The following is an 18,561-nucleotide window of genomic DNA, read 5'->3' on the forward strand; positions in this document are numbered from 1 at the left end:
GTCCGTTCAGGTATCAGGTATGGGGAATAACGATGGCTTTATTCTTCTTGACGGGCAGTGGCGCGCCGCTGGCATTGTCGCTGATGATACGCGCAACAATGTCGTCAGCCTGCTTGCCAAGGTCGCTGTAGACATCGGTCTGGTAATTGGTCGCCACACTGTCAAGTGCTGCCCCATCGCCACGGATATTGACGTTGGCTGTGGTCGACATGCCAATACGCAGCGGATGTGCCTTGACTTCTTCAGGATCCAGTGCCACGCGTACTGGTACACGCTGCACTACCTTGATCCAGTTGCCGGTAGCATTCTGGGCTGGCAGCAGCGAGAACGCACCACCGGTGCCGGCCGAGAAACCGATTACGGTACCTTTGTACTTAACGTCAGAGCCGTACACGTCGGCGATCACTTCAACCGGTTGGCCGATACGGATGTGCTTGAGCTGGCCTTCTTTGAAGTTGGCGTCAATCCAGATCTGCTCCAGAGGGACAATTGCCATCAGCGGACTACCTGCAGCGATACGCTGGCCTAACTGTACCGAGCGCTTGGATACATAGCCGGAGACCGGCGCCACGATATTCACACGGGCGTAGTTAAGGTAGGCGTTACGGACCTGGGTTGCTGCGGCCAGAACATTCGGATGCTCGGTCACACTGGTGTGATCGGTCAGCGCATGATTGGCGGCCAATGCTGCACGCGCCTGATCCAGACTGTTGCTGGCATTCTTGACGGCGTCCTGAGCATGCGCCAGGTCTTCCTGCGACACTGCGCCGGAGGAGATGCCAGCCTGACGGCGTTGCAGATCGTCACGGGCACGCGCCAGGTTGATGTCGGCCGCGGCGACGTTGGCGTCCAGCGTATCGTTGTTCAAGAACAGTTGATGGGTCTGACGAACCGCTTGTGCCAGTGCTGCCTCAGCCTGGGCCAGAGCGATCTTGGTATCGGCTGCATCGAGCGTGACCAGCGGCTGGCCTGCCTTGACGATCTGGGTATCGTCGGCCTTGATGCCATTGACGGTACCGCCGACCTGAGACGAGATCTGGATCACATTGCCGGCGACGTAGGCGTCATCGGTTTCTTCATAAAAACGGGCGTACAGGAACCAGTACAGGATACACGCGACGGCAACGATGAACAGTGCCAGGGTCAGTAGCAGCAGCTTGCGATTACGTTCGCCGTTGCCATTGCCGTTGCCATTTTGTGGAAGGGCTTCACTCATGAATTACTCCGTAGATTGCTTTGTTTTGTCTTGGGGCGCCAACCTAGCTGGTCACGCCCTACGGTTCACAACAGTTTCAAGTTAACGTCCGCGTTAATGCGGTTGTGCGGCCTGTGTTTTTTGGTCTGCAACTGCCAGGCCTAGCTGCTCGGCATCAAAACCACCGCCGAGCGCTTTGAACAAGCCGATTTGCTGGTTGCGACGGCTGGCTTCCAGGTTGATCAGCTGTTGCTGCTCGTTCAGGAGTGCGGTCTCGGCATTGAGCACGGTCAGTTGGGTGGTCAGTCCGATACGGTAACGCTCTTTGGCCAGATCGTAGGCGCGTTGTGTTGAGGCCAGTGCATCACGACGGATCGGCAACTGCTGCTCAATCGAGCGAATCCCGGTGAGCTGTTGGGCGACATCGCCAAACGCCTGATTGAGCGTCTGATTGTAGGTCGCGACTGCCAGATCGTAGGACGCATAAGCACCTTTGAGATTGGCGCGTAGCGCGCCACCTTCAAAGATTGGCAGGCTGATGGCCGGGCCAAAGCTGATGCTCTTACTGGCGGCCGTGAACGGGTTGGCGTTGAGCAGCGAGTCGAAACCGGCGGATGCCGACAGATTAATGTCTGGGTAGAAGCGCGCCTTGGAAGCATCGATATCCTTGTTGGCGGCTTCCACTTGCCAGCGCGCGGCAACGATATCAGGACGACGGCCCAGCAGGTTCAGCGGCAGCTGTGCAGGCAAACTCGGTGTCGCGAGCAGGTTCAGGTGGGGGGCGTCGATCTGCAATCCGCGATCTGGACCCTTTCCGAGTAAGGTGCCGATCTGCTGGCGGGTCACGATGATCTGACCTTCGCTTTGCAACAGTTGGGCGCGGGCATCAGCAACGCTGCCTTGCGACTGGCTGCGCTCGATTTGCGTGTCAAGACCACTGTGCACCCGTTGAGCCGTCAATTTTTGCAACGACTCGCGTTGCGCCAGGGTCCGTTCCAGTACTGAATGCAACGCATACTGGGTAGCCAGCTGGTTGTAAGCAGAGGCGATCGAGGTGGTCAGTACCAGTCTTGTTTCCTGCGCGTTGGCAGCGGCAGCCTTGGCTTGCGAAACGGCTTGCTCCAGCGCGGCGTGGTTCTTGCCCCACAGGTCAAGTTCGTAATTGAGTTGCAGGAAGGCACTCTTTTCGTTGTACCAGCTGCCGCCGTAGGGAGCAGGGTAGATCGTGGTCGCAGGGAACAGATTACGTGTCAGTCCGGCTTCGGCATTGACTGTTGGTAACAGCGGCGCGCCTTTGCTTTCGGCCAGCGCACTGGCTTGATCCAGACGAGCCTTGGCTTGCGCCAGCGTCGGGTTGTTCGCCAACGCCTCGGCGATCAAGGCGCTGAGTTGTGGATCGCCAAATTGCTCGACCCAGTTACTGTCCGGCCATTGGCCACTGCCGGTCCCTTGGGCAAGGCTGCGTTGGGTGGCGTAGTCATCTGGTTGATTCAGATGCTGTGCACTTTGAATGCCATCAAAGCTGGCACAGCCGGAGAGCCCGAGCACGCCAATCATCATTGCGCAACAGGCAACCGCTCGCAGTCGCATGACCTGCAACATTGGCGATGAGGGGGATTTCATCTTTTTTTCTCCTCGGTAGGATCTTCTTGCTGAAACGAACTGTCATGAGCGTCTACCAGTACGCAGAAAGTCGATGACGTTCGATTCAAAACAAAATTGTATCGGCATCAAGGACGCGGCACCAACGCAACGCGCCCGGGCTAATCCGGGCGCAGGTGCTTGGTGGTGCGGTACTGTACTGGCGAGTAAAAACTCATTTTTTTGGATTATACTCGCATATACGAACATTAGCTCACGTTGCAAAAAACACGACTTATCCCGGACCTCAATATGAAATTGCAGCCTCGTAAAGCGCCCCGTCAGGCGCGTTCCAAAGCCATGGTGGACACCATTCTCGATGCGGTGGCGCGTGTCCTGGTCGAGCGTGGTTATGCCAAAACGAATACCAACCTGGTAGCTGAAGCCGCTGGAATCAGCGTCGGTTCTTTGTATCAGTATTTTCCGAACAAGGATGCCTTGATTATTGCCCTAAGGGAGCGTCATGTCGGGCGCATGCTCGGACTATTTGAAGATGTTGTGGCAAAAATGGATGCCTCCGGTTGTTTGCGCAGCGACTTTGAAGCCTTGATTGAGGCGTTGGTGGCTGCTCATCTGGTTGAGCCAGAGTTGAATCGCATTCTCGAGGAAGAGTTTCCTGGCTTTCACTTACCCATATCCATGCCAGTACGACAGCGCTTCTTCGAGGCGATCCGGGCCGTGCTGAGCAAGCATGAGGCCAGTCTGACGACGCCGGATATCGATGTGGCCGCCTTTGTCGTGCAGCGTATGCTCAAGGCATTGATCAATGCAGTGGTGCTGGTAGCGCCCCCTGGATTGAACGCTGCAAGCGTGAGATCAGAAATTGTTCCAGCCGTAATTGGCTATTTGACTGCGCAAAGATCGAATTTAATTGCATAATGAGCACGGCCAGTTGGCCATGTCCATTCCCTTGCTGCCATGATCTTTCCATTGATTTTTTCTATTCGACGACGTGCGCTGCAGTGGTTGCAGGCGATCTCGCTTTGTTTGCTAAGCACGGCCTTTTGTAGTGAGGCCGCTGCTGCTTCGGTAACGGTGCAAGTGCTCGATGCCGCCGGTGCGCCGGCGCCCAACGCGGTGGTCTATGCAGTGCCGGTCGGCGGTCAAAGTGTTCCGCGCAATCAGAAGCCGACTGAAGTCGAGCAAAAGAATATTCATTTTTACCCTCTTGTTACGGTAGTTCAGACAGGTACGGCGATTGCGTTCCCCAACCACGATAAGGTACGTCATCAGGTATATTCCTTTTCACCGCCTAAGACCTTCGAGCTCAAGCTTTATGCCGGAGTGCCCAGCAATCCGATCGTGTTTGACAAGCCAGGGATCGTGGTATTGGGATGCAATATTCATGACGAGATGGTGGCCTATATCCAGGTCGTCGACACGCCGTACTTCGGCAAGACCGATATGAGTGGAAGCGTTAAACTGGATGGCTTGGTCAATGGCAAATACGTCCTCAAGGTCTGGTATTTCCGCATGGCAGCCAATGAGGCACCGCTGGAGCAGGCATTTTCCTTGCAAGGTACTGATTTGTCGCTGGCGACAAAATTGCATGTGAAGGCGGTTCCGGTTGAGTAATAGAGTCATTTAGTATCATGTAGAGTCATTTTTATCTGTCACTGTAGGCAAATGTCCATTCAATAACGGGGAAGAAGTGCGCTGGCATCGCCTGGAAAATCGCATCGTTGCGTTGTTCATTATCTTGATCCTGCTAGTTCAGCTAGCGGGATTTTTTGTCATTCGTAAGGCCATTGATGAAAATGCCCGGGCATCGATCTCTGACGAGCTGGTCATTGGCGAGCGGGTATTTTCTCGTGTGCTCGAGCAAAATGCCGAGAAGCTGACCCAGGCCGCCCGGCTACTGGCCTCCGATTATGGTTTTCGGCAGGCGATCGGCACTGATGACCGCGAAACGATTGGCTCAGTGCTCGCCAATCACGGTGCCCGTATTGGTTCCACCTTGGCGATGCTGATCGGTACTGATCAATCAGTGAAGGCCTCAACCGAGGCCAATCCCAGCAGCGATCTGCAACGTAGTAGTCTGGAGCTGGTCGTCAAGGCTGGCGACAGCAGCAGTGCATCGAATACGGTCATCGTTGATGGGCATCTGTATCAAATTGTGGCAGTGCCAGTCAAAGCGCCGGTGACGATTGGCTGGGTAGTCATGGGGTTCCCGGTCGACCAGAAGCTGGTCACCGACATGCGTGCCTTATCATCGCTCCAGGTCAGTGTGCTGGTCAGTGCCCCGGATGGCAGTTGGCAGCAGGATGCATCGACCTTGCCCTTGCCGGAAGCAGCGATGTTGCCGGGCAAATTGCCAGCGACCTTATCTCACAGCACACAAATGCCGCAACTCTCGCTCGGTGATAACGAGTACAGCGCGCGCATGCTGATATTGACCCAAGGCGCCAGTCGTCAGACAGCAATCGCTGTGCTGCAGCTGTCCATCAGTGATGCGGTTGCTCCTTATCGCCGCCTGCAACTGATCCTGCTGTCCATCAGTGTGGTGGGCGTGATCGTTGCCATTTTCGCCAGTGCTTTCATGGCGCGTCGCATTACCAGTCCGCTGCGTGCTTTGGCCGAGACCGCCAAGCGGCTCGGTGCTGGTGATTATCGGACGGTGATTGAGGTCAAGGTCAAGGGTGATGATGAAATCAGTCGCCTTGCAGAAGCTTTCGAAAGCATGCGTACCGGTATTGCCAATCGTGAACTGGAGATCCGGCGTCTGGCTTACTGGGATTCGCTGACTGACTTGCCCAATCGCGTGCAGTTTGCGGCCATGCTCAAGGAGGCTATCGGGCAGGCGCGTTCGAGCGGTGGGCAATGCCATATTCTGATGATGGATCTGGATCGCTTCCAGCATGTCAACGATGTGCTCGGGCACAGTTTTGGCGACAATCTGCTGCGTCAGGTCGGGCGACGTCTTGAGCAGCAACTGGAGCGCCCGGGTGCCAAGGTGGCGCGCCTGGGTGGCGACGAGTTCGCCATATTGCTGCCCGACACCGATATGGCAGAGGCCATGCGGCAGGCCAAGCGGATTCATCAATCACTGGAGCAACCCATTTCCATCGACGATCAGACGGTCGATCTTGGCGCTGGTATCGGTATTTCCTCCTATCCGGAAAGCGGGCAATCGAGCGATACACTGCTGAGTACGGCCGAAGTGGCGATGTATGTCGCCAAGCGGCGCGGCAGCAGCATCGTGGTCTACGATCCTGCCATTGACAAAAGTAGTCAGGAAAGTCTCAGTCTGCTCACTGAGTTGCGCCGTGCACTGGATCGTAACGAATTCCTGCTGTATGCACAGCCCAAAGTCGATCTGGCATCAGGCAGAGTGGTCGGTGCGGAAGCGCTGGTGCGCTGGATTCATCCTGAAAAAGGTTTTATCGGTCCAGATCACTTCATTCCATTTGCGGAAACTACGGGCTTTATCCGCTTGCTGACGACCTGGATGCTGGGGCAGGCCGGAATTCTGTGTGCCGAATTGCAGAAGAAGGGATACTCGCTCAAGTTTTCGGTCAATTTATCGACCCGCGACTTGCTGGATCAGGATTTGCCGGCACGCGTTGCTGACATACTGGCGCGCAACCAGCTCTCGCCGTCTGCGCTATGTCTGGAAATCACGGAAAGCGCCATCATGGATGACCCGGTACGCGCCCAGCTGACACTGGAGCGTCTGCATCACATGGGACTGGAGCTGGCCATTGACGATTTTGGCACCGGTTATTCCTCGCTGGCTTACCTCAAGCGCCTGCCTGTTGATGAGCTCAAGATCGACAAATCCTTTGTGCTCAACATGGAGCATGACGTCGACGATGCCAAGATCGTCAAATCGACGATTGATCTGGGTCACAATCTTGGTCTCAGAGTCGTTGCCGAAGGGCTGGAAACGCTACCGGCCTGGCAGCTGCTGCGTCAGATGGGATGCGATCAGGGGCAAGGTTACTATATGAGCAAGCCCATGCCGGGCGACAAATTCATTGCCTGGCTCGAACAATGGACGCCGCCGGCCGGACTCGAGCAGTCTGAGTTTGAAGTGCCTCGTGTTCCGGCGACGTGATCACTGGTCCGGATGACAGTCGAGATCTTAGGTCAGGTTGCGATTCGCGAGCAGTGCATAGCGAGTAGCAAACAAGTGATAAAACAAGCTGTAAAAGAAGCTGCAAGAAACCGGAGGCATGAATGAAAAGACATCGGTGGTACCTGGATCTGTCATTGCTTGCGGTACTGCTGACTGCCGGTGCCAGTGTGTCAGCACAGAGCGTGTTGACGCCCGATCTCGGCAAGCTTCTGGCAACCTCGGGCGTCACACAGGTGGAGGGGGCCAGTGGCGGTGGTCTGGTGCCATGGGCCACCATCACCGGTTATGGCAGCCGCGATAGCTATGGTGCCAATGTGCATTACACCTACGTTGGCACCCAGGATTACACGCTCGGTACCTACGGTGCTGCTGTCGGTATCGCGGATCGGGTGGAATTGTCGGTTGCCAAGCAACGCTTTACAGGCAGTCTGGCGCCGCTCAACAACTTGCGCATCGAACAGGATATCTATGGTGCCAAGCTCAAGCTGGCAGGCGATCTGGTCTACGATCAGGACAGCTGGATGCCGCAGATTGCGGCCGGTATTATGGTCAAGCGCAACAGCGGTCTCGGTGGACTGGGAAGCACGACCAATGTTACGCAGCTGGGGGCAACCAGTGACAACGGGATTGACTATTATCTGGCAGCGACCAAGCTGTTGCTGGATCAGAGTCTGCTGCTCAATGCCACGTTGCGGATGACCAAGGCCGATCAGATGGGTCTGCTTGGCTTTGGCGGCCCCAATAATGATCATTACCAGCCCATGCTGGAAGCCTCCGTCGCCTACCTGCTCAACCGCAATCTGGCGATTGGTACCGAATACCGGATGAGTCCGCATAATCTGGCAACCGACAATCAGAAGGATTACTACGATGCCTTTATCGCCTGGTTCCCCAGCAAGAATCTGTCACTAACGCTAGCCTATGTCTCGCTCGGACAGATTACGGTCTACAACCCCAAGCGCCAGGATGGCGTCTATCTCTCTGCACAGGTGGGTTTCTGATGATGACACAAGCACGTAAAATAGCGCTGGTGGCACTGTGTTTCGTTAGCTCGCTGCCATTCTCATTGACAGCGTTGTCCCAGAATCTGCCGGATACTGCGGCACCTGTACCAGTAGCGCCAACAGCAAGCAAGGATCCTACGCTCTATCAAGACCTCGGCGGTTTGCCTGTCATCACCCAATTCGTCGACGCTACATTGGTGCTGGCGCTGGCAGATATTCGTATTAAGGATACCTTCAAGGATACCAATATGAAGCGGCTGGCGCGGCTCATCACCGAGCAGTTCTGTGAGCTGACCGGTGGCCCCTGCAAGTACAGTGGGGATCCGATGAAGGAGGTGCATCAGGGGCTTGGGTTGAGCAACATGCAGTTCAATGCGCTGGTTGAGGATTTGCAACTGGCGATGGACCAGTCGCATATCCCGTTTCGTGTTCAGAACAAGCTGCTGGCGCTGCTGGCACCAATGCAGCGCGATGTTGTGACGAAATAAACGATCTAACGAATGTCAGAATAAATCCATCAGTACAGGTGATGATGCTTAACGCTCAATTCACTGCGCAACGCCCATGTCTAGCATCATATGTTTCTTGCGTCGTGCGAACGGAAAAATGCCATTTACGTGCGCGTGTTGCCCCGTTGCCCCGTTGCCCAGTGACCTTATTTAATCAAGACTGCTTGTGCCTTTGGTGGGGTAGTTTATGAGGTGCTAAGCGCTTCGATTGTAACGACGTATTTGGATCTGACTTTAACTTCGCTTTTGATATATTGAGTTGCCTTTGCGAGAATCCGGGAGTGCCTCTATTTGTACATCTCTCTGAAAAAGAATTCGTTCCCGGAGATATCAGACTCTTCAGCCCAAGCTCTACTATTTTATTACTTTCTAGTAATCTCTCTAATGTTTCGTAACCATACGCGTCCACCATTGCGCGAACCTTAGGCAGATATTCTATTTCTACCTTTTGATTGGCTTCCAGCTTGAGCTTTTGAAATTCAGTGATTCCTTTGGTGGTGCTTCTGAGGTTCGCTTTTAATTCCTCCAAGGATTTCCACCATTTATTGAGAACATCTATTGTCTTCTGGTCTTCCTCGGAAACGATTTTAGTTTCGTTTTTCTCTAACGAAGCTTGTGCTACTGGTGCTGACACGCCGTGTTTATCACAGGTGTTCGGGAAGTCGATGCAACAACTTTAATTGCCTGAGTCATGCCAGATAATTTTTCGTTCTTCTGATCTGACTGTTGCGCTTGCTGGTTGCCGCTAATTGATGGAAGATGATTGGTTACTGATACATTCATAGAAATTTACTCCCTGATATGTAACGATGGTTTTTAAGCAAGTCAATGTCACAAGAAAAAATAGTGCGATGCCATCACAATATTTTCAATGAGACATGCTTGTCTGCGAACATGGGTCATAGGGACAGCGGCTGCACTTGTTGTGCAGAGAATTGAGTCTATATAGTCAGTCAAGATAGAAAAAATAAGACCAGTCTTAAATTGTCCGTCGTTGATAAAAATATGAATTAGTTTTGTAATAAAAACGGATTATTTATCAAAATTTTATAAATCCGCGTCAATACAGGGGCGTTGACTAATCGCTAAATATACCCATCAGGTCGGTTTGTCAGTTTCCGAGGTAGCTGCGCCTTGAACAGATTGCTTGCTATCTCTGGGCGCTATAATAAATTCTATCGGACGGCTCAAAAAACGTTGCCACAGCGACTTCAATAAAGGCTGTCCGTGCCGGAAATGCACTTGCCGGGAGCGCATCGCCACCAAGAGCGCTAGTGAAAAGCTGACCCACAGATTGACCAGCCCGATACCTAGCACGCCAAGACTGGAAATGACAATGACTTGCCAGCTGACGTGATAGTCGAGTGCTACCAGTGCAATAGCAAAATTGGCGGTGGAAAAGGTGATATGGCGAATATCAATCGGCAGGCCAAGCAGGAAACCGATTGTGCCAATGCTGCCCAGCAGAATGCCAAAATAGAAATTCCCGGTGAGCGCGCCCAAGCCATGCTCCAGATAGTTGCCCACGCGTGCTGTGCGGGCAGTGCCGAGCAGGCGATTGAGCCAGCGCAGGCGGACCACGCGCTGCGCCATATGGGTATAGAGCGCCTTGTTGTCGTAATAACCGGAGATCAACCCGGCCAGGAACAGGCAGACGCCGGCGATGGCAGCGTGGAACAGCGCCAGACTGCCGAAAGGATCAATGTCCTGCAGCAAATGTGCCGCCTTGTCTGGTGTCACAAAGTGATGCCCACTCAGCATAGCGTAGCCGCTCACCAAGAGCCAGGCTACCGGGAAGGCTACACTCAGATTACCGATCACGGCGATGAACTGGGTACGGATTACCTTGACGATCATGTCGGTCAGGCTGTCGAGATCGATATTGCGGCCATCGGTACTGTGCAGCCCGGCAGCAATGCGCGAAGCCGTCATGGCCGGCTGCTTGGTGGCGACCGTACAATGCAGCAGGTGAATCAGCATGAACCCCAGTGCATAGTTCATGCTATAGAGGAAAGCCTCTACCAGTGGTGGCGCATGCAGGTAGGAAGCCAGAATCTTGATCAGTGCCATGAAGCCGATGATGAAGCCGGCACCAGCTGCAGAGCGATACATGGCGTTGTATTCGCTGCGGTTTTCTGCAATGTAATGTTCGCCGGTCTGGCTGGCGTTTTCGGTGACATTGCGCGCCAGCAGGTTGATGTTGTCGGCAAACAGTTCGCGTACCGTGTATTTTCGATTATGGGCCTCGATCAGCTCCAGCGTGAGATTGAGTCCGATATGGCGTTTTTGCTGCTGTGTCGCGGCTACGTCTACCAGCGATAGCAATTTGTGCAGGCGATCCAGATGCTGGTCCAGCCGCACCAGACGATAAGTGACCGCCACGCTGGTTCCCAGACGCAGGGCATTCTTGCGGATCTTGTTGACCACTTCCTGGCACTGTTCCAGCATCACCAACACATGGCTGGCGTCTTCCGGCGGCGTTGGGTCGCCATTGAGATGACGCTGGTAACCATCAACGTAGCGATGCAATTCGACGTTCTGCATCAGGAACGGCGATTCGAAGGCTTTGACTTCGCTGTAGATGCGGATTAGCTCAGGTTCAATACCGATGGCACTGATACGGTAGGAAAGTACCTGCATGGCCTGCAGCATTTCGGTCAGGTTTTTTTGCTGGTCCGGTGTCTGTTCCCGCTCGGCTGGATTTTCGCTGGTGCCGGGATGCAGTGCATCCAGAAAGGCATCCCAGTCTTGCGGGGTAATGGCTTGCAGCCAGACATAATCCTTGTCGAAGGGGAATAATTTATCCAGGCAATCGACCAGGAAGCGCTCATCGAGCGCGGGTGGTAGAAAACGATACACCACGCGGCGCTTGAGTTCACTGAAAAAGCCATCGTTGGAAAGGATACCAACATCGGTGTACAGGCTGCTCTGGCGCCGCAGGGATAGCTGGTGCCGCAAGTACTGCCGTAGCGCTGTGGCGAAATGAGGATGCTGCACCAATAGGTAGGTCAGATTGCGCAGCTTGTCGGTTGCGCTGTCAATCTGCTGACCGCGTTCGGGGCGAATGGCGTCAACCAGTGCGATCAGTGCATCGAGCTGGTCCGCCTCTGGCGAACCGGTATTGAGGGGTATTTTTTCAAGAAGATGAAGCATGCGTATTTGGTTTCGTATGGGGATGCACGGCCGTTCGTTCGGGAAAGTGCAGTGATTCTTCAATGAGTGGAGCTGAGAACGCGATCTTGTCAGCTTGTTCCAGCGCATTGCGTGGCAAATGTGTTTTTCTGCAGAAATAGTGCGCTCGCGGCCTATTTTGCCCCATTTTTTGTTCCTTGCAGCAAGTGTAAAGTATCGAATAAGTCTGCCGATAAAGAGACATCGTCACCACAGGAGGAATCATGGATATCGATACCATTTCAACCGTGTCCACGACCTATACCGTCGAGCAGGCCAACGATGCCATTGCCATCGCGATGATGCGCAAAGCACTCGATACGCAGGCGCAGGCAGCAGCCGATTTGCTGGAGGAATTGCCAAAATCGGGCAATCCCAATGTCGGCGGCAACGTCGATACCTTTGCCTGATCTGGGTCTTTGCTCAAGTGTGGCAGGATACCTCAAGCAGCGTTGCTTGATTTTCCGGTAATGCATCATAAAATGGCGGCCTGATAAACCTGACATTTTGTGATGCAATTTTTCTTGATGGCAATATATCGCGCTTTGCCGCAGCCCGTCGCAGAGATGTCGCTGTTCCAAAGCGATACGCTACCTTTGCGCTGCGCGCGCGGTCAGTACTAATGTCTTCGGCAAGACATTCCCCATTGCCGCTCAAGGATGGCGTTGCTGCCAGTTATGTATGGCTGTCTGATGGCGCGTGGCCAACGATGTTGCGTTTTCTGGTGGCGCGATTTCCGGCAGTATCGGAAACCGTCTGGCGCCAGCGCATAGCGTGTGGCGAGGTGTGCGATGCCGACGGTGCAGCGATTACCTCCGATATGGCCTATCGCCGTGGCGCCTGCCTCTTTTACTATCGTGAGCCAGAAGTGACTGAGCGGGAAGTTCCTTTTGAGGAACAGATCCTGCATCAGGATGCGCATCTGCTGGTGGTGGATAAACCGCATTTTCTTCCGGTGATACCGACCGGTCGTTTCCTGCATCAGACATTGCTGGTCAGGCTGAAGAAGAAGACCGGACTGGAGTCGCTCACGCCGATTCATCGGCTTGATCGTGAGACTGCCGGGGTGATTATCTTTTCGCTCAATCCGGCAACTCGTGGCGCGTATCAGTCATTGTTTCAGCAGCGTCGTATGGACAAGACGTATGAAGCGCTGGCAGGCATGATGGCTGGGCGGCATTTTCCCTTCGTTCATCGCAGTCGCCTGGTCGATGGCGACAAGTTTTTTCTCATGCGTGAAGAGGCTGGGGAGCCCAATTCAGAAACCCACATTGATCTGATCGGGCAACGTGGCGCCCATGCTTTGTATCGACTCAAGCCCGTTACTGGCCGTAAGCATCAACTACGCGTGCATCTCGCGGCACTTGGTGTGCCTATCGTCAATGATCTGTTCTATCCGCATCCGGTCGCAGCTGATACCCCGGACGATTTTTCTGCGCCACTCAAGTTACTGGCACGTTCGATCGCCTTTGAGGATCCATTGAGCGGCTTGCCGCGCATCTTTGAAAGTCAGCGTGAGCTATGAAGTGTCGTAGGTCGGGCTTAATTTGCGTCGGCATTCTTCAGTAGGTGTAGTGAAGCAATCAGGTCGGCAAAGCGTTGCCCTTGAATCACAATATGTTCGCGTAACAGTTCCACTGTGCGTTCACTGTCGCCAGCGATGATGGCGTTGACGACTTCTTCATGCTCTTCGTAGGAATTCTTCAGTCTTTCCCTGACCCTTAACTGCAAGCGCCGATACGGACGTAGCCGGCGGTGCAGGGCACGTGCTTGTTCTGCCAGGAAGTGATTGTGACTACCAGCATAGATTTGTTCATGAAACACTTCATTCTGATAGAAATAGGCATCCGGATCGAGCTGCTCCTGTGCATCTTTGCAGGCCTGATGTGCTGCCTTCAAGCTCGCATGCTCGGTCGGTGTCATGCGGCGCGCAGCCAGGCGGCCACACATGGCTTCAAATTCTGCCATCACTTCAAACATTTCGATCAATTGTTGCGGGCCAATCTCGGCCACGATAGCGCCACGCCGCGGACGCATGACGATGATGCCCATCGACGCTAGCTGGATCAATGCCTCCCGGATCGGTGTGCGGGACACCCCAAACTGTTCAGCCAGCATGGTCTCATCGAGATGCTGGCCCGGTGCCAGCTTGCCAACGGCAATGAGTTCTTCTATCGATTCGCGTAGCGTCTCGGAACGGTTTTTTGGTGTTGCCATGTTTCTTGCCTAGTATGCAATATGTAAATATTAACCTGCCTCTTACACTTGACAATGTATTCGTTTTGATTGAATGTGTATACAAGGAAGATTCATAAAAAAGCAAAAGCTTGATCGTCTTTCACTTTAGGAGGAACAAAATGACTTCACACGTCCGTAGAAGCATGCTTGGTGCCATGGCCGCAGCGCCTTTGCTCGGTTTGGGGGATTTCGCTTGGGCGCAAAGCGCGGGAACGTTGAAAATTTCCCACCAGTTTCCTGGTGGCACGATCACTGAAGGTGATTTTCGAGATCGTTTGGTGCGTCAGTTTGCGCAAGAAGTCGGCAAGCGCAGCAAAGGTGCATTGAAGTTTGAAATCTATCCTGGTTCATCCCTGATGAAGACCAATGCCCAATTCTCGGCATTGCGTAAGGGCGCACTGGACATGTCGCTGGTACCACTCAATTATGCCGGTGGCGAAGTACCGGAAACCAACATCGGTCTGATGCCCGGCTTGGTAACGTCGTATGCGCAAGGAACCGCCTGGAAGAACGCTGAGGTTGGTAAGGAGCTGGCACGTGTTCTGGCCGACAAGGGCGTGCTGGTTGTCAGCTGGATCTGGCAGGCAGGTGGCGTGGTGTCGCGCAGCAAGGCGATTGTCGATCCGGCTGATGCCAAGGGCTTGAAGGTGCGTGGCGGCTCGCGTGAAATGGACATGATCCTCAAGGAAGCCGGTGCTGCGGTAGTGACTCTGCCCTCGAATGAAATCTATGCAGCGATGCAGACTGGCGCCATGGATGCAGCGATGACTTCGTCGACTTCTTTCATTTCATTCCGTCTGGAAGAGGTGGCCAAGGCGCTGACGACTGGTCGCAACAAGGCGTATTGGTACATGTTTGAACCGTTGTTAATGTCACGCGCCGTGTTTGAGCGCTTACCCAAGGATCAGCAAGACATCATCATGGCAGTCGGTGCCGATATGGAACAGTTTGCGCTCAAGGAAGCGCAGGCCGACGATGTCGCCGTCGCCGCGCTGTATCAAAAAGCCGGTGCCAAAGTCGTTGATCTCGATGCAGCCACTGTCAAGAAATGGCAGGACATCGCCCGCGAGACGGCATGGAAGGATTTTGCCGGGCGTAACGCGAGCTGTGCCAACTTGCTCAAACTGGCGGAGAAACTGCTATGAGTCACGGCTTCGAGCTGCCTCAGACAGCGCGGCCGGTGGTGCCAGCCAATCCAGCTGTCGCTGCGCTGGTGCGGGTTTTGGGCTGGTATAACCGGGTCGCCGTATTTTTTTCAATGCTGGCATTGATGGTGACTTCACTGATCCTGACCTACTCGGTGGTGGCACGGTATTTCTTTCATGCGCCCACCGAGTGGCAGGATGAGGTGTCGGTATTCATGCTGGTTGGCATGATCTTTCTCTGCTCGGCACATGTGCAAGCCTTGCGTGGACATATTGGCATCGAAGCACTGGCAGGGTATCTGTCGCCACGTGCCAACCAGTTCCGCCTGTTGCTGGTCGATCTGCTGTCGTTTCTGTTTTGCTGCTTCTTTGCCTGGAAATCATGGACCTTATTGATGGAAGCCTGGGTAGATGATCAAACAACGTCATCGACCTTCGGTGCGCCGCTGTGGATTCCTTATTCGATGATGGCGGTAGGTATGAGCGTGCTGACCTTGCAACTGTTTGCACAGATACTGACGCGGTTGACCGGGACCGTTGAGCAGGGAGAGGGCGCATGACACCATTGGTACTGGGAGCGTTATATGGGATCGTCACGATTGTCGTGATGTGTTCTGGGATGCCGATTGCTTTCGCGCTCGGTGTGGTGGCGACAAGCTTCATGTATTTTTTCATGCCAGCTTCTTCGTTGGATACCGTCACACAAAACGTCTACGAGGAAATCGCCTCGATCACCTTGCTGTCCATTCCGTTGTTCATCCTCAAGGGTGCAGCGATTGGTAAATCACCGGCTGGCAAGGACCTGTACTCGGCCATTCACGCCTGGCTCAATCGGGTGCCTGGTGGGCTTGGTATCGCCAATGTATTTGCGTGCGCCCTGTTTGCGGCAATGGCAGGTTCGTCGCCAGCAACGTGCTCGGCGATTGGTTCGGCCGGGATTCCAGAAATGCGGCGGCGTGGCTACTCGCCCGGATTTGCGGCGGGCATTATTGCTGCTGGTGGCACGCTGGGCATCTTGTTGCCGCCATCGATCACGATGATTCTGTACGCCGTCGCAGCCGAACAATCGCTGGGCCGTCTGTTCCTTGCCGGTATCGGTCCTGGCGTGCTGTTGGTGTTCTTGTTTGCTGGCTATGCCGTCTACCGGGCGCGACGCGAATACCAGATCGCGCATGCGCTGTATCAAAGTGGTGGCGTCAAATCCGCTTATCTGGAGGATGAGCACTTTACGATGGCACAAAAGGTGGAAATGTTGCCGCGCGTGTTGCCGTTCCTGATCCTGCTCATCGGCGTCATGATTGCGCTCTACGGTGGTCTGGCAACGCCTTCCGAAACGGCTGGACTGGGTGCCTTGCTGGCGATTGTATTGATCGCTGTGGTGTATCGCATCTATAAGCCGCGTGAGCTGGTACCCTTCCTGAGCTCGACCATCAAGGAGTCTGGCATGCTGCTGCTCATTATCGGCATGTCGCTGCTGTATTCCTATGTGATGAGTTACCTGCACATCAGTCAGTCTGCCGCGCAATGGGTGGTCGATATGCACCTGTCGAAATGGCTGCTGTTGGCGGTGATCCTGCTGATGGTGATTGTGCTGGGATTTTTTCTGCCACCGGTATCGATCATTCTGATGACCGCGCCGATCATTCTTCCTCCGCTCCGCGAGGCTGGATTTGATCTGATCTGGTTCGGTATCGTCATGACCGTGGTCATGGAAATGGGCTTGATCCATCCACCGGTCGGATTGAATCTGTTTGTGATCAAGAATATTGCGCCGGATATTCCCTTGTCGGAAGTCATCAAGGGCACGATACCGTTCCTGGCGCTGATGTTCCTGGCTGTCTTTTTATTGTGTGTATTCCCGGGCATTGCCACTGGCCTGCCCGATCTGATCATGGGAGTGAAGTAAATGCTGGCCACCGACCACCGCTGGAATCGTCGGCAGCTCAATCGCGCCGAACGGTTGCAGCGTGCCGCGAACGTGCTTGGCACGGCACTCGAGGGCAAGCTCTTGCCCGCCGCGCGTATTGCCGATTTGTTATATGCCGTGATTGAGCCCGGAGACCGCGTTTGCCTCGAAGGCAATAACCAGAAACAGGCAGATTTCCTCTCCAAGGCGCTCGCCGCACTGGATCCGGGCCGGGTGCATGATCTGCACATGCTGTTCTCGGTGCTCGCGCTACCGGAGCATCTGGATGTGTTTGAAAAGGGCATTGCCTCGAAGCTGGATTTTTCCTTCTCCGGCCCGCAGGCTGGTCGCTTGGCCAAGCTGGCTTCGGCTGGCAAGCTCAATATTGGCGCAATTCATACCTATCTTGAGCTGTTCGGTCGCTACTTCGTTGATCTGACGCCACGGGTAGCACTGGTGGCTGCGCAGGCGGCGGATCGTCACGGCAATCTTTATACCGGCCCGAATACCGAAGATACGCCGGCCATTGTCGAAGCGACGACCTTTAGCGGTGGCATCGTGATTGCGCAGGTCAATGAGATTGTGGATGTGTTACCACGTATCGATATTCCGGCTGACTGGGTCGGCTTTGTGGTCAAAGCGCCGACACCGCATTACATCGAACCGCTGTTTACACGCGACCCGGCGCAGATTTCCGAAATTCAGGTGTTGATGGCGATGATGGCGATCAAGGGCATCTATGCCGAATATGGCGTGCAGCGCCTCAATCACGGGATTGGCTTTGATACCGCCGCGATTGAACTGATTTTGCCGACCTATGGTGAATCGCTTGGTCTGCGCGGGAAGATTTGCAAACACTGGGCGTTGAACCCACATCCGGCACTGATTCCAGCAATTGAGGCGGGCTTTGTGGAGTCGGTACACTCATTTGGTTCAGAGTTGGGCATGGAGGATTACATCCGTGCCCGTCCTGATATTTTCTTCGTTGGTCCCGATGGATCAATGCGTAGCAATCGGGCCTTTTCGCAAACCGCCGGGCATTATGCCTGCGACATGTTCATCGGTTCCACGCTACAGATCGACTTGCAGGGCAATTCCTCAACCGCCACGTTGGGCCGGATTGCCGGTTTTGGTGGCGCACCGAATATGGGCGCGGATGCACGCGGACGGCGTCATGCCAGTGCTGCGTGGCTCAAGGCAGGCGAGCAGGCCCGCCGTGGCAAGCAGGTGATTCCGCGCGGCCAGAAGCTGGTGGTGCAGACAGTCGAAACCTTCCGTGAACATATGCAGCCCGCCTTCGTCGATCGGCTCGATGCGTGGCAATTGGCGGAACAGGCCAATATGCCGATTCCACCGGTCATGATTTACGGGGACGATGTGACGCATATCCTGACCGAGGAAGGCATTGCCAATCTGCTGTTATGTCGTACCGACGAGGAGCGTGAACAGGCTATCCGTGGCGTCGCCGGTTACACCCAGGTCGGGCTTGGCCGCGACAAGCGCATGGTCGAAAATCTGCGTGATCGTGGCATTATCCGTCGCGCTGAAGACCTCGGTATCGACAAACGGCTGGCGACCCGCGATCTGCTGGCAGCGAAGAACATGAAGGACCTGGTGCGCGCCTCGGGTGGTCTCTACAATCCACCGAAGCGCTTCCGGAACTGGTAGGAGCAA

The 18,561-nt window shown here is 54.5% G+C and carries 16 protein-coding genes; 11 read left to right on the plus strand and 5 right to left on the minus strand.

What is annotated here, in order from left to right; translation table 11 throughout:
- Positions 1-13: 13 nt before the first annotated feature.
- On the minus strand, positions 14-1,216 hold the full coding sequence (locus FHW66_RS11605; RefSeq protein ID WP_183379967.1) for an HlyD family efflux transporter periplasmic adaptor subunit: 1,203 nt from the start codon (positions 1,214-1,216) through the stop codon (positions 14-16).
- Positions 1,217-1,309: 93 nt separating this feature from the next.
- On the minus strand, positions 1,310-2,818 hold the full coding sequence (locus FHW66_RS11610; protein ID WP_183379968.1) for an efflux transporter outer membrane subunit: 1,509 nt from the start codon (positions 2,816-2,818) through the stop codon (positions 1,310-1,312).
- A 270-nt stretch (positions 2,819-3,088) separates the two neighbouring features.
- Between FHW66_RS11610 and FHW66_RS11615 the strand changes: the two genes are divergently transcribed.
- The 5 genes from FHW66_RS11615 to FHW66_RS11635 all read left to right on the plus strand — a co-directional run bounded on the left by FHW66_RS11615 (position 3,089) and on the right by FHW66_RS11635 (position 8,406).
- Positions 3,089-3,715: a TetR/AcrR family transcriptional regulator gene (locus tag FHW66_RS11615; protein WP_183379969.1), complete on the plus strand. Its 627-nt coding sequence runs from the start codon at positions 3,089-3,091 to the stop codon at positions 3,713-3,715.
- A gap of 51 nt (positions 3,716-3,766) precedes the next feature.
- A complete protein-coding gene (locus FHW66_RS11620) occupies positions 3,767-4,411 on the plus strand; it encodes a methylamine utilization protein (protein WP_370543450.1) in 645 nt (214 codons plus the stop codon).
- 76 nt (positions 4,412-4,487) lie between these two features.
- A complete protein-coding gene (locus tag FHW66_RS11625) occupies positions 4,488-6,893 on the plus strand; it encodes an EAL domain-containing protein (RefSeq protein ID WP_183379970.1) in 2,406 nt (801 codons plus the stop codon).
- 122 nt (positions 6,894-7,015) lie between these two features.
- Positions 7,016-7,915 carry a DUF3034 family protein gene (locus FHW66_RS11630; RefSeq protein WP_183379971.1) on the plus strand — a complete coding sequence of 300 codons (900 nt, stop codon included), beginning with the start codon at positions 7,016-7,018 and terminating at the stop codon, positions 7,913-7,915.
- The gene (locus FHW66_RS11635; RefSeq protein ID WP_370543451.1) at positions 7,915-8,406 is read left to right on the plus strand and encodes a group 1 truncated hemoglobin; all 492 of its coding nucleotides are present in this window, start codon (positions 7,915-7,917) and stop codon (positions 8,404-8,406) included. The genes FHW66_RS11630 and FHW66_RS11635 overlap by 1 nt, the downstream gene beginning before the upstream one ends.
- A gap of 175 nt (positions 8,407-8,581) precedes the next feature.
- Here FHW66_RS11635 and FHW66_RS11640 read toward each other — a convergent pair whose 3' ends face one another.
- Positions 8,582-9,061 (minus strand): hypothetical protein, encoded by a 480-nt coding sequence (locus FHW66_RS11640; protein WP_183379972.1) that lies wholly within the window; start codon positions 9,059-9,061, stop codon positions 8,582-8,584.
- A 464-nt stretch (positions 9,062-9,525) separates the two neighbouring features.
- Positions 9,526-11,580, minus strand: a complete 2,055-nt coding sequence (locus tag FHW66_RS11645) for a site-specific recombinase (RefSeq protein WP_183379973.1) — start codon at positions 11,578-11,580, stop codon at positions 9,526-9,528.
- Positions 11,581-11,822: 242 nt separating this feature from the next.
- On the opposite strand from FHW66_RS11645, the gene FHW66_RS11650 reads away from it, so the two are divergent.
- Complete coding sequence (locus FHW66_RS11650; RefSeq protein ID WP_183379974.1) at positions 11,823-12,008, plus strand: YjfB family protein; 186 nt, start codon at positions 11,823-11,825, stop codon at positions 12,006-12,008.
- 212 nt (positions 12,009-12,220) lie between these two features.
- A complete protein-coding gene (locus FHW66_RS11655; RefSeq protein ID WP_183379975.1) occupies positions 12,221-13,123 on the plus strand; it encodes a pseudouridine synthase in 903 nt (300 codons plus the stop codon).
- A gap of 17 nt (positions 13,124-13,140) precedes the next feature.
- Here the strand turns inward: FHW66_RS11655 and FHW66_RS11660 are convergent, their stop codons facing one another.
- Complete coding sequence (locus FHW66_RS11660) at positions 13,141-13,815, minus strand: GntR family transcriptional regulator (RefSeq protein WP_183379976.1); 675 nt, start codon at positions 13,813-13,815, stop codon at positions 13,141-13,143.
- 140 nt (positions 13,816-13,955) lie between these two features.
- Between FHW66_RS11660 and dctP the strand changes: the two genes are divergently transcribed.
- From dctP to mdcA, 4 genes are read left to right on the plus strand one after another with little or no spacing between them, the layout of a single operon-like run.
- The gene (gene dctP / locus FHW66_RS11665) at positions 13,956-14,981 is read left to right on the plus strand and encodes a TRAP transporter substrate-binding protein DctP (RefSeq protein ID WP_183379977.1); all 1,026 of its coding nucleotides are present in this window, start codon (positions 13,956-13,958) and stop codon (positions 14,979-14,981) included.
- Complete coding sequence (locus tag FHW66_RS11670) at positions 14,978-15,541, plus strand: TRAP transporter small permease (RefSeq protein ID WP_183379978.1); 564 nt, start codon at positions 14,978-14,980, stop codon at positions 15,539-15,541. Before dctP ends, FHW66_RS11670 begins: the two co-directional genes overlap by 4 nt.
- Entirely contained in the window at positions 15,538-16,887 is a 1,350-nt protein-coding gene (locus FHW66_RS11675) for a TRAP transporter large permease (RefSeq protein ID WP_183379979.1), read from the plus strand. The genes FHW66_RS11670 and FHW66_RS11675 overlap by 4 nt, the downstream gene beginning before the upstream one ends.
- Positions 16,888-18,555 carry a malonate decarboxylase subunit alpha gene (gene mdcA, locus FHW66_RS11680; RefSeq protein ID WP_183379980.1) on the plus strand — a complete coding sequence of 556 codons (1,668 nt, stop codon included), beginning with the start codon at positions 16,888-16,890 and terminating at the stop codon, positions 18,553-18,555. It begins immediately after the preceding gene.
- Positions 18,556-18,561 lie beyond the last annotated feature (6 nt).

The organism is Herbaspirillum sp. Sphag64 (assembly GCF_014192645.1).
Taxonomy (GTDB): Bacteria; Pseudomonadota; Gammaproteobacteria; order Burkholderiales; family Burkholderiaceae_D; genus Herbaspirillum.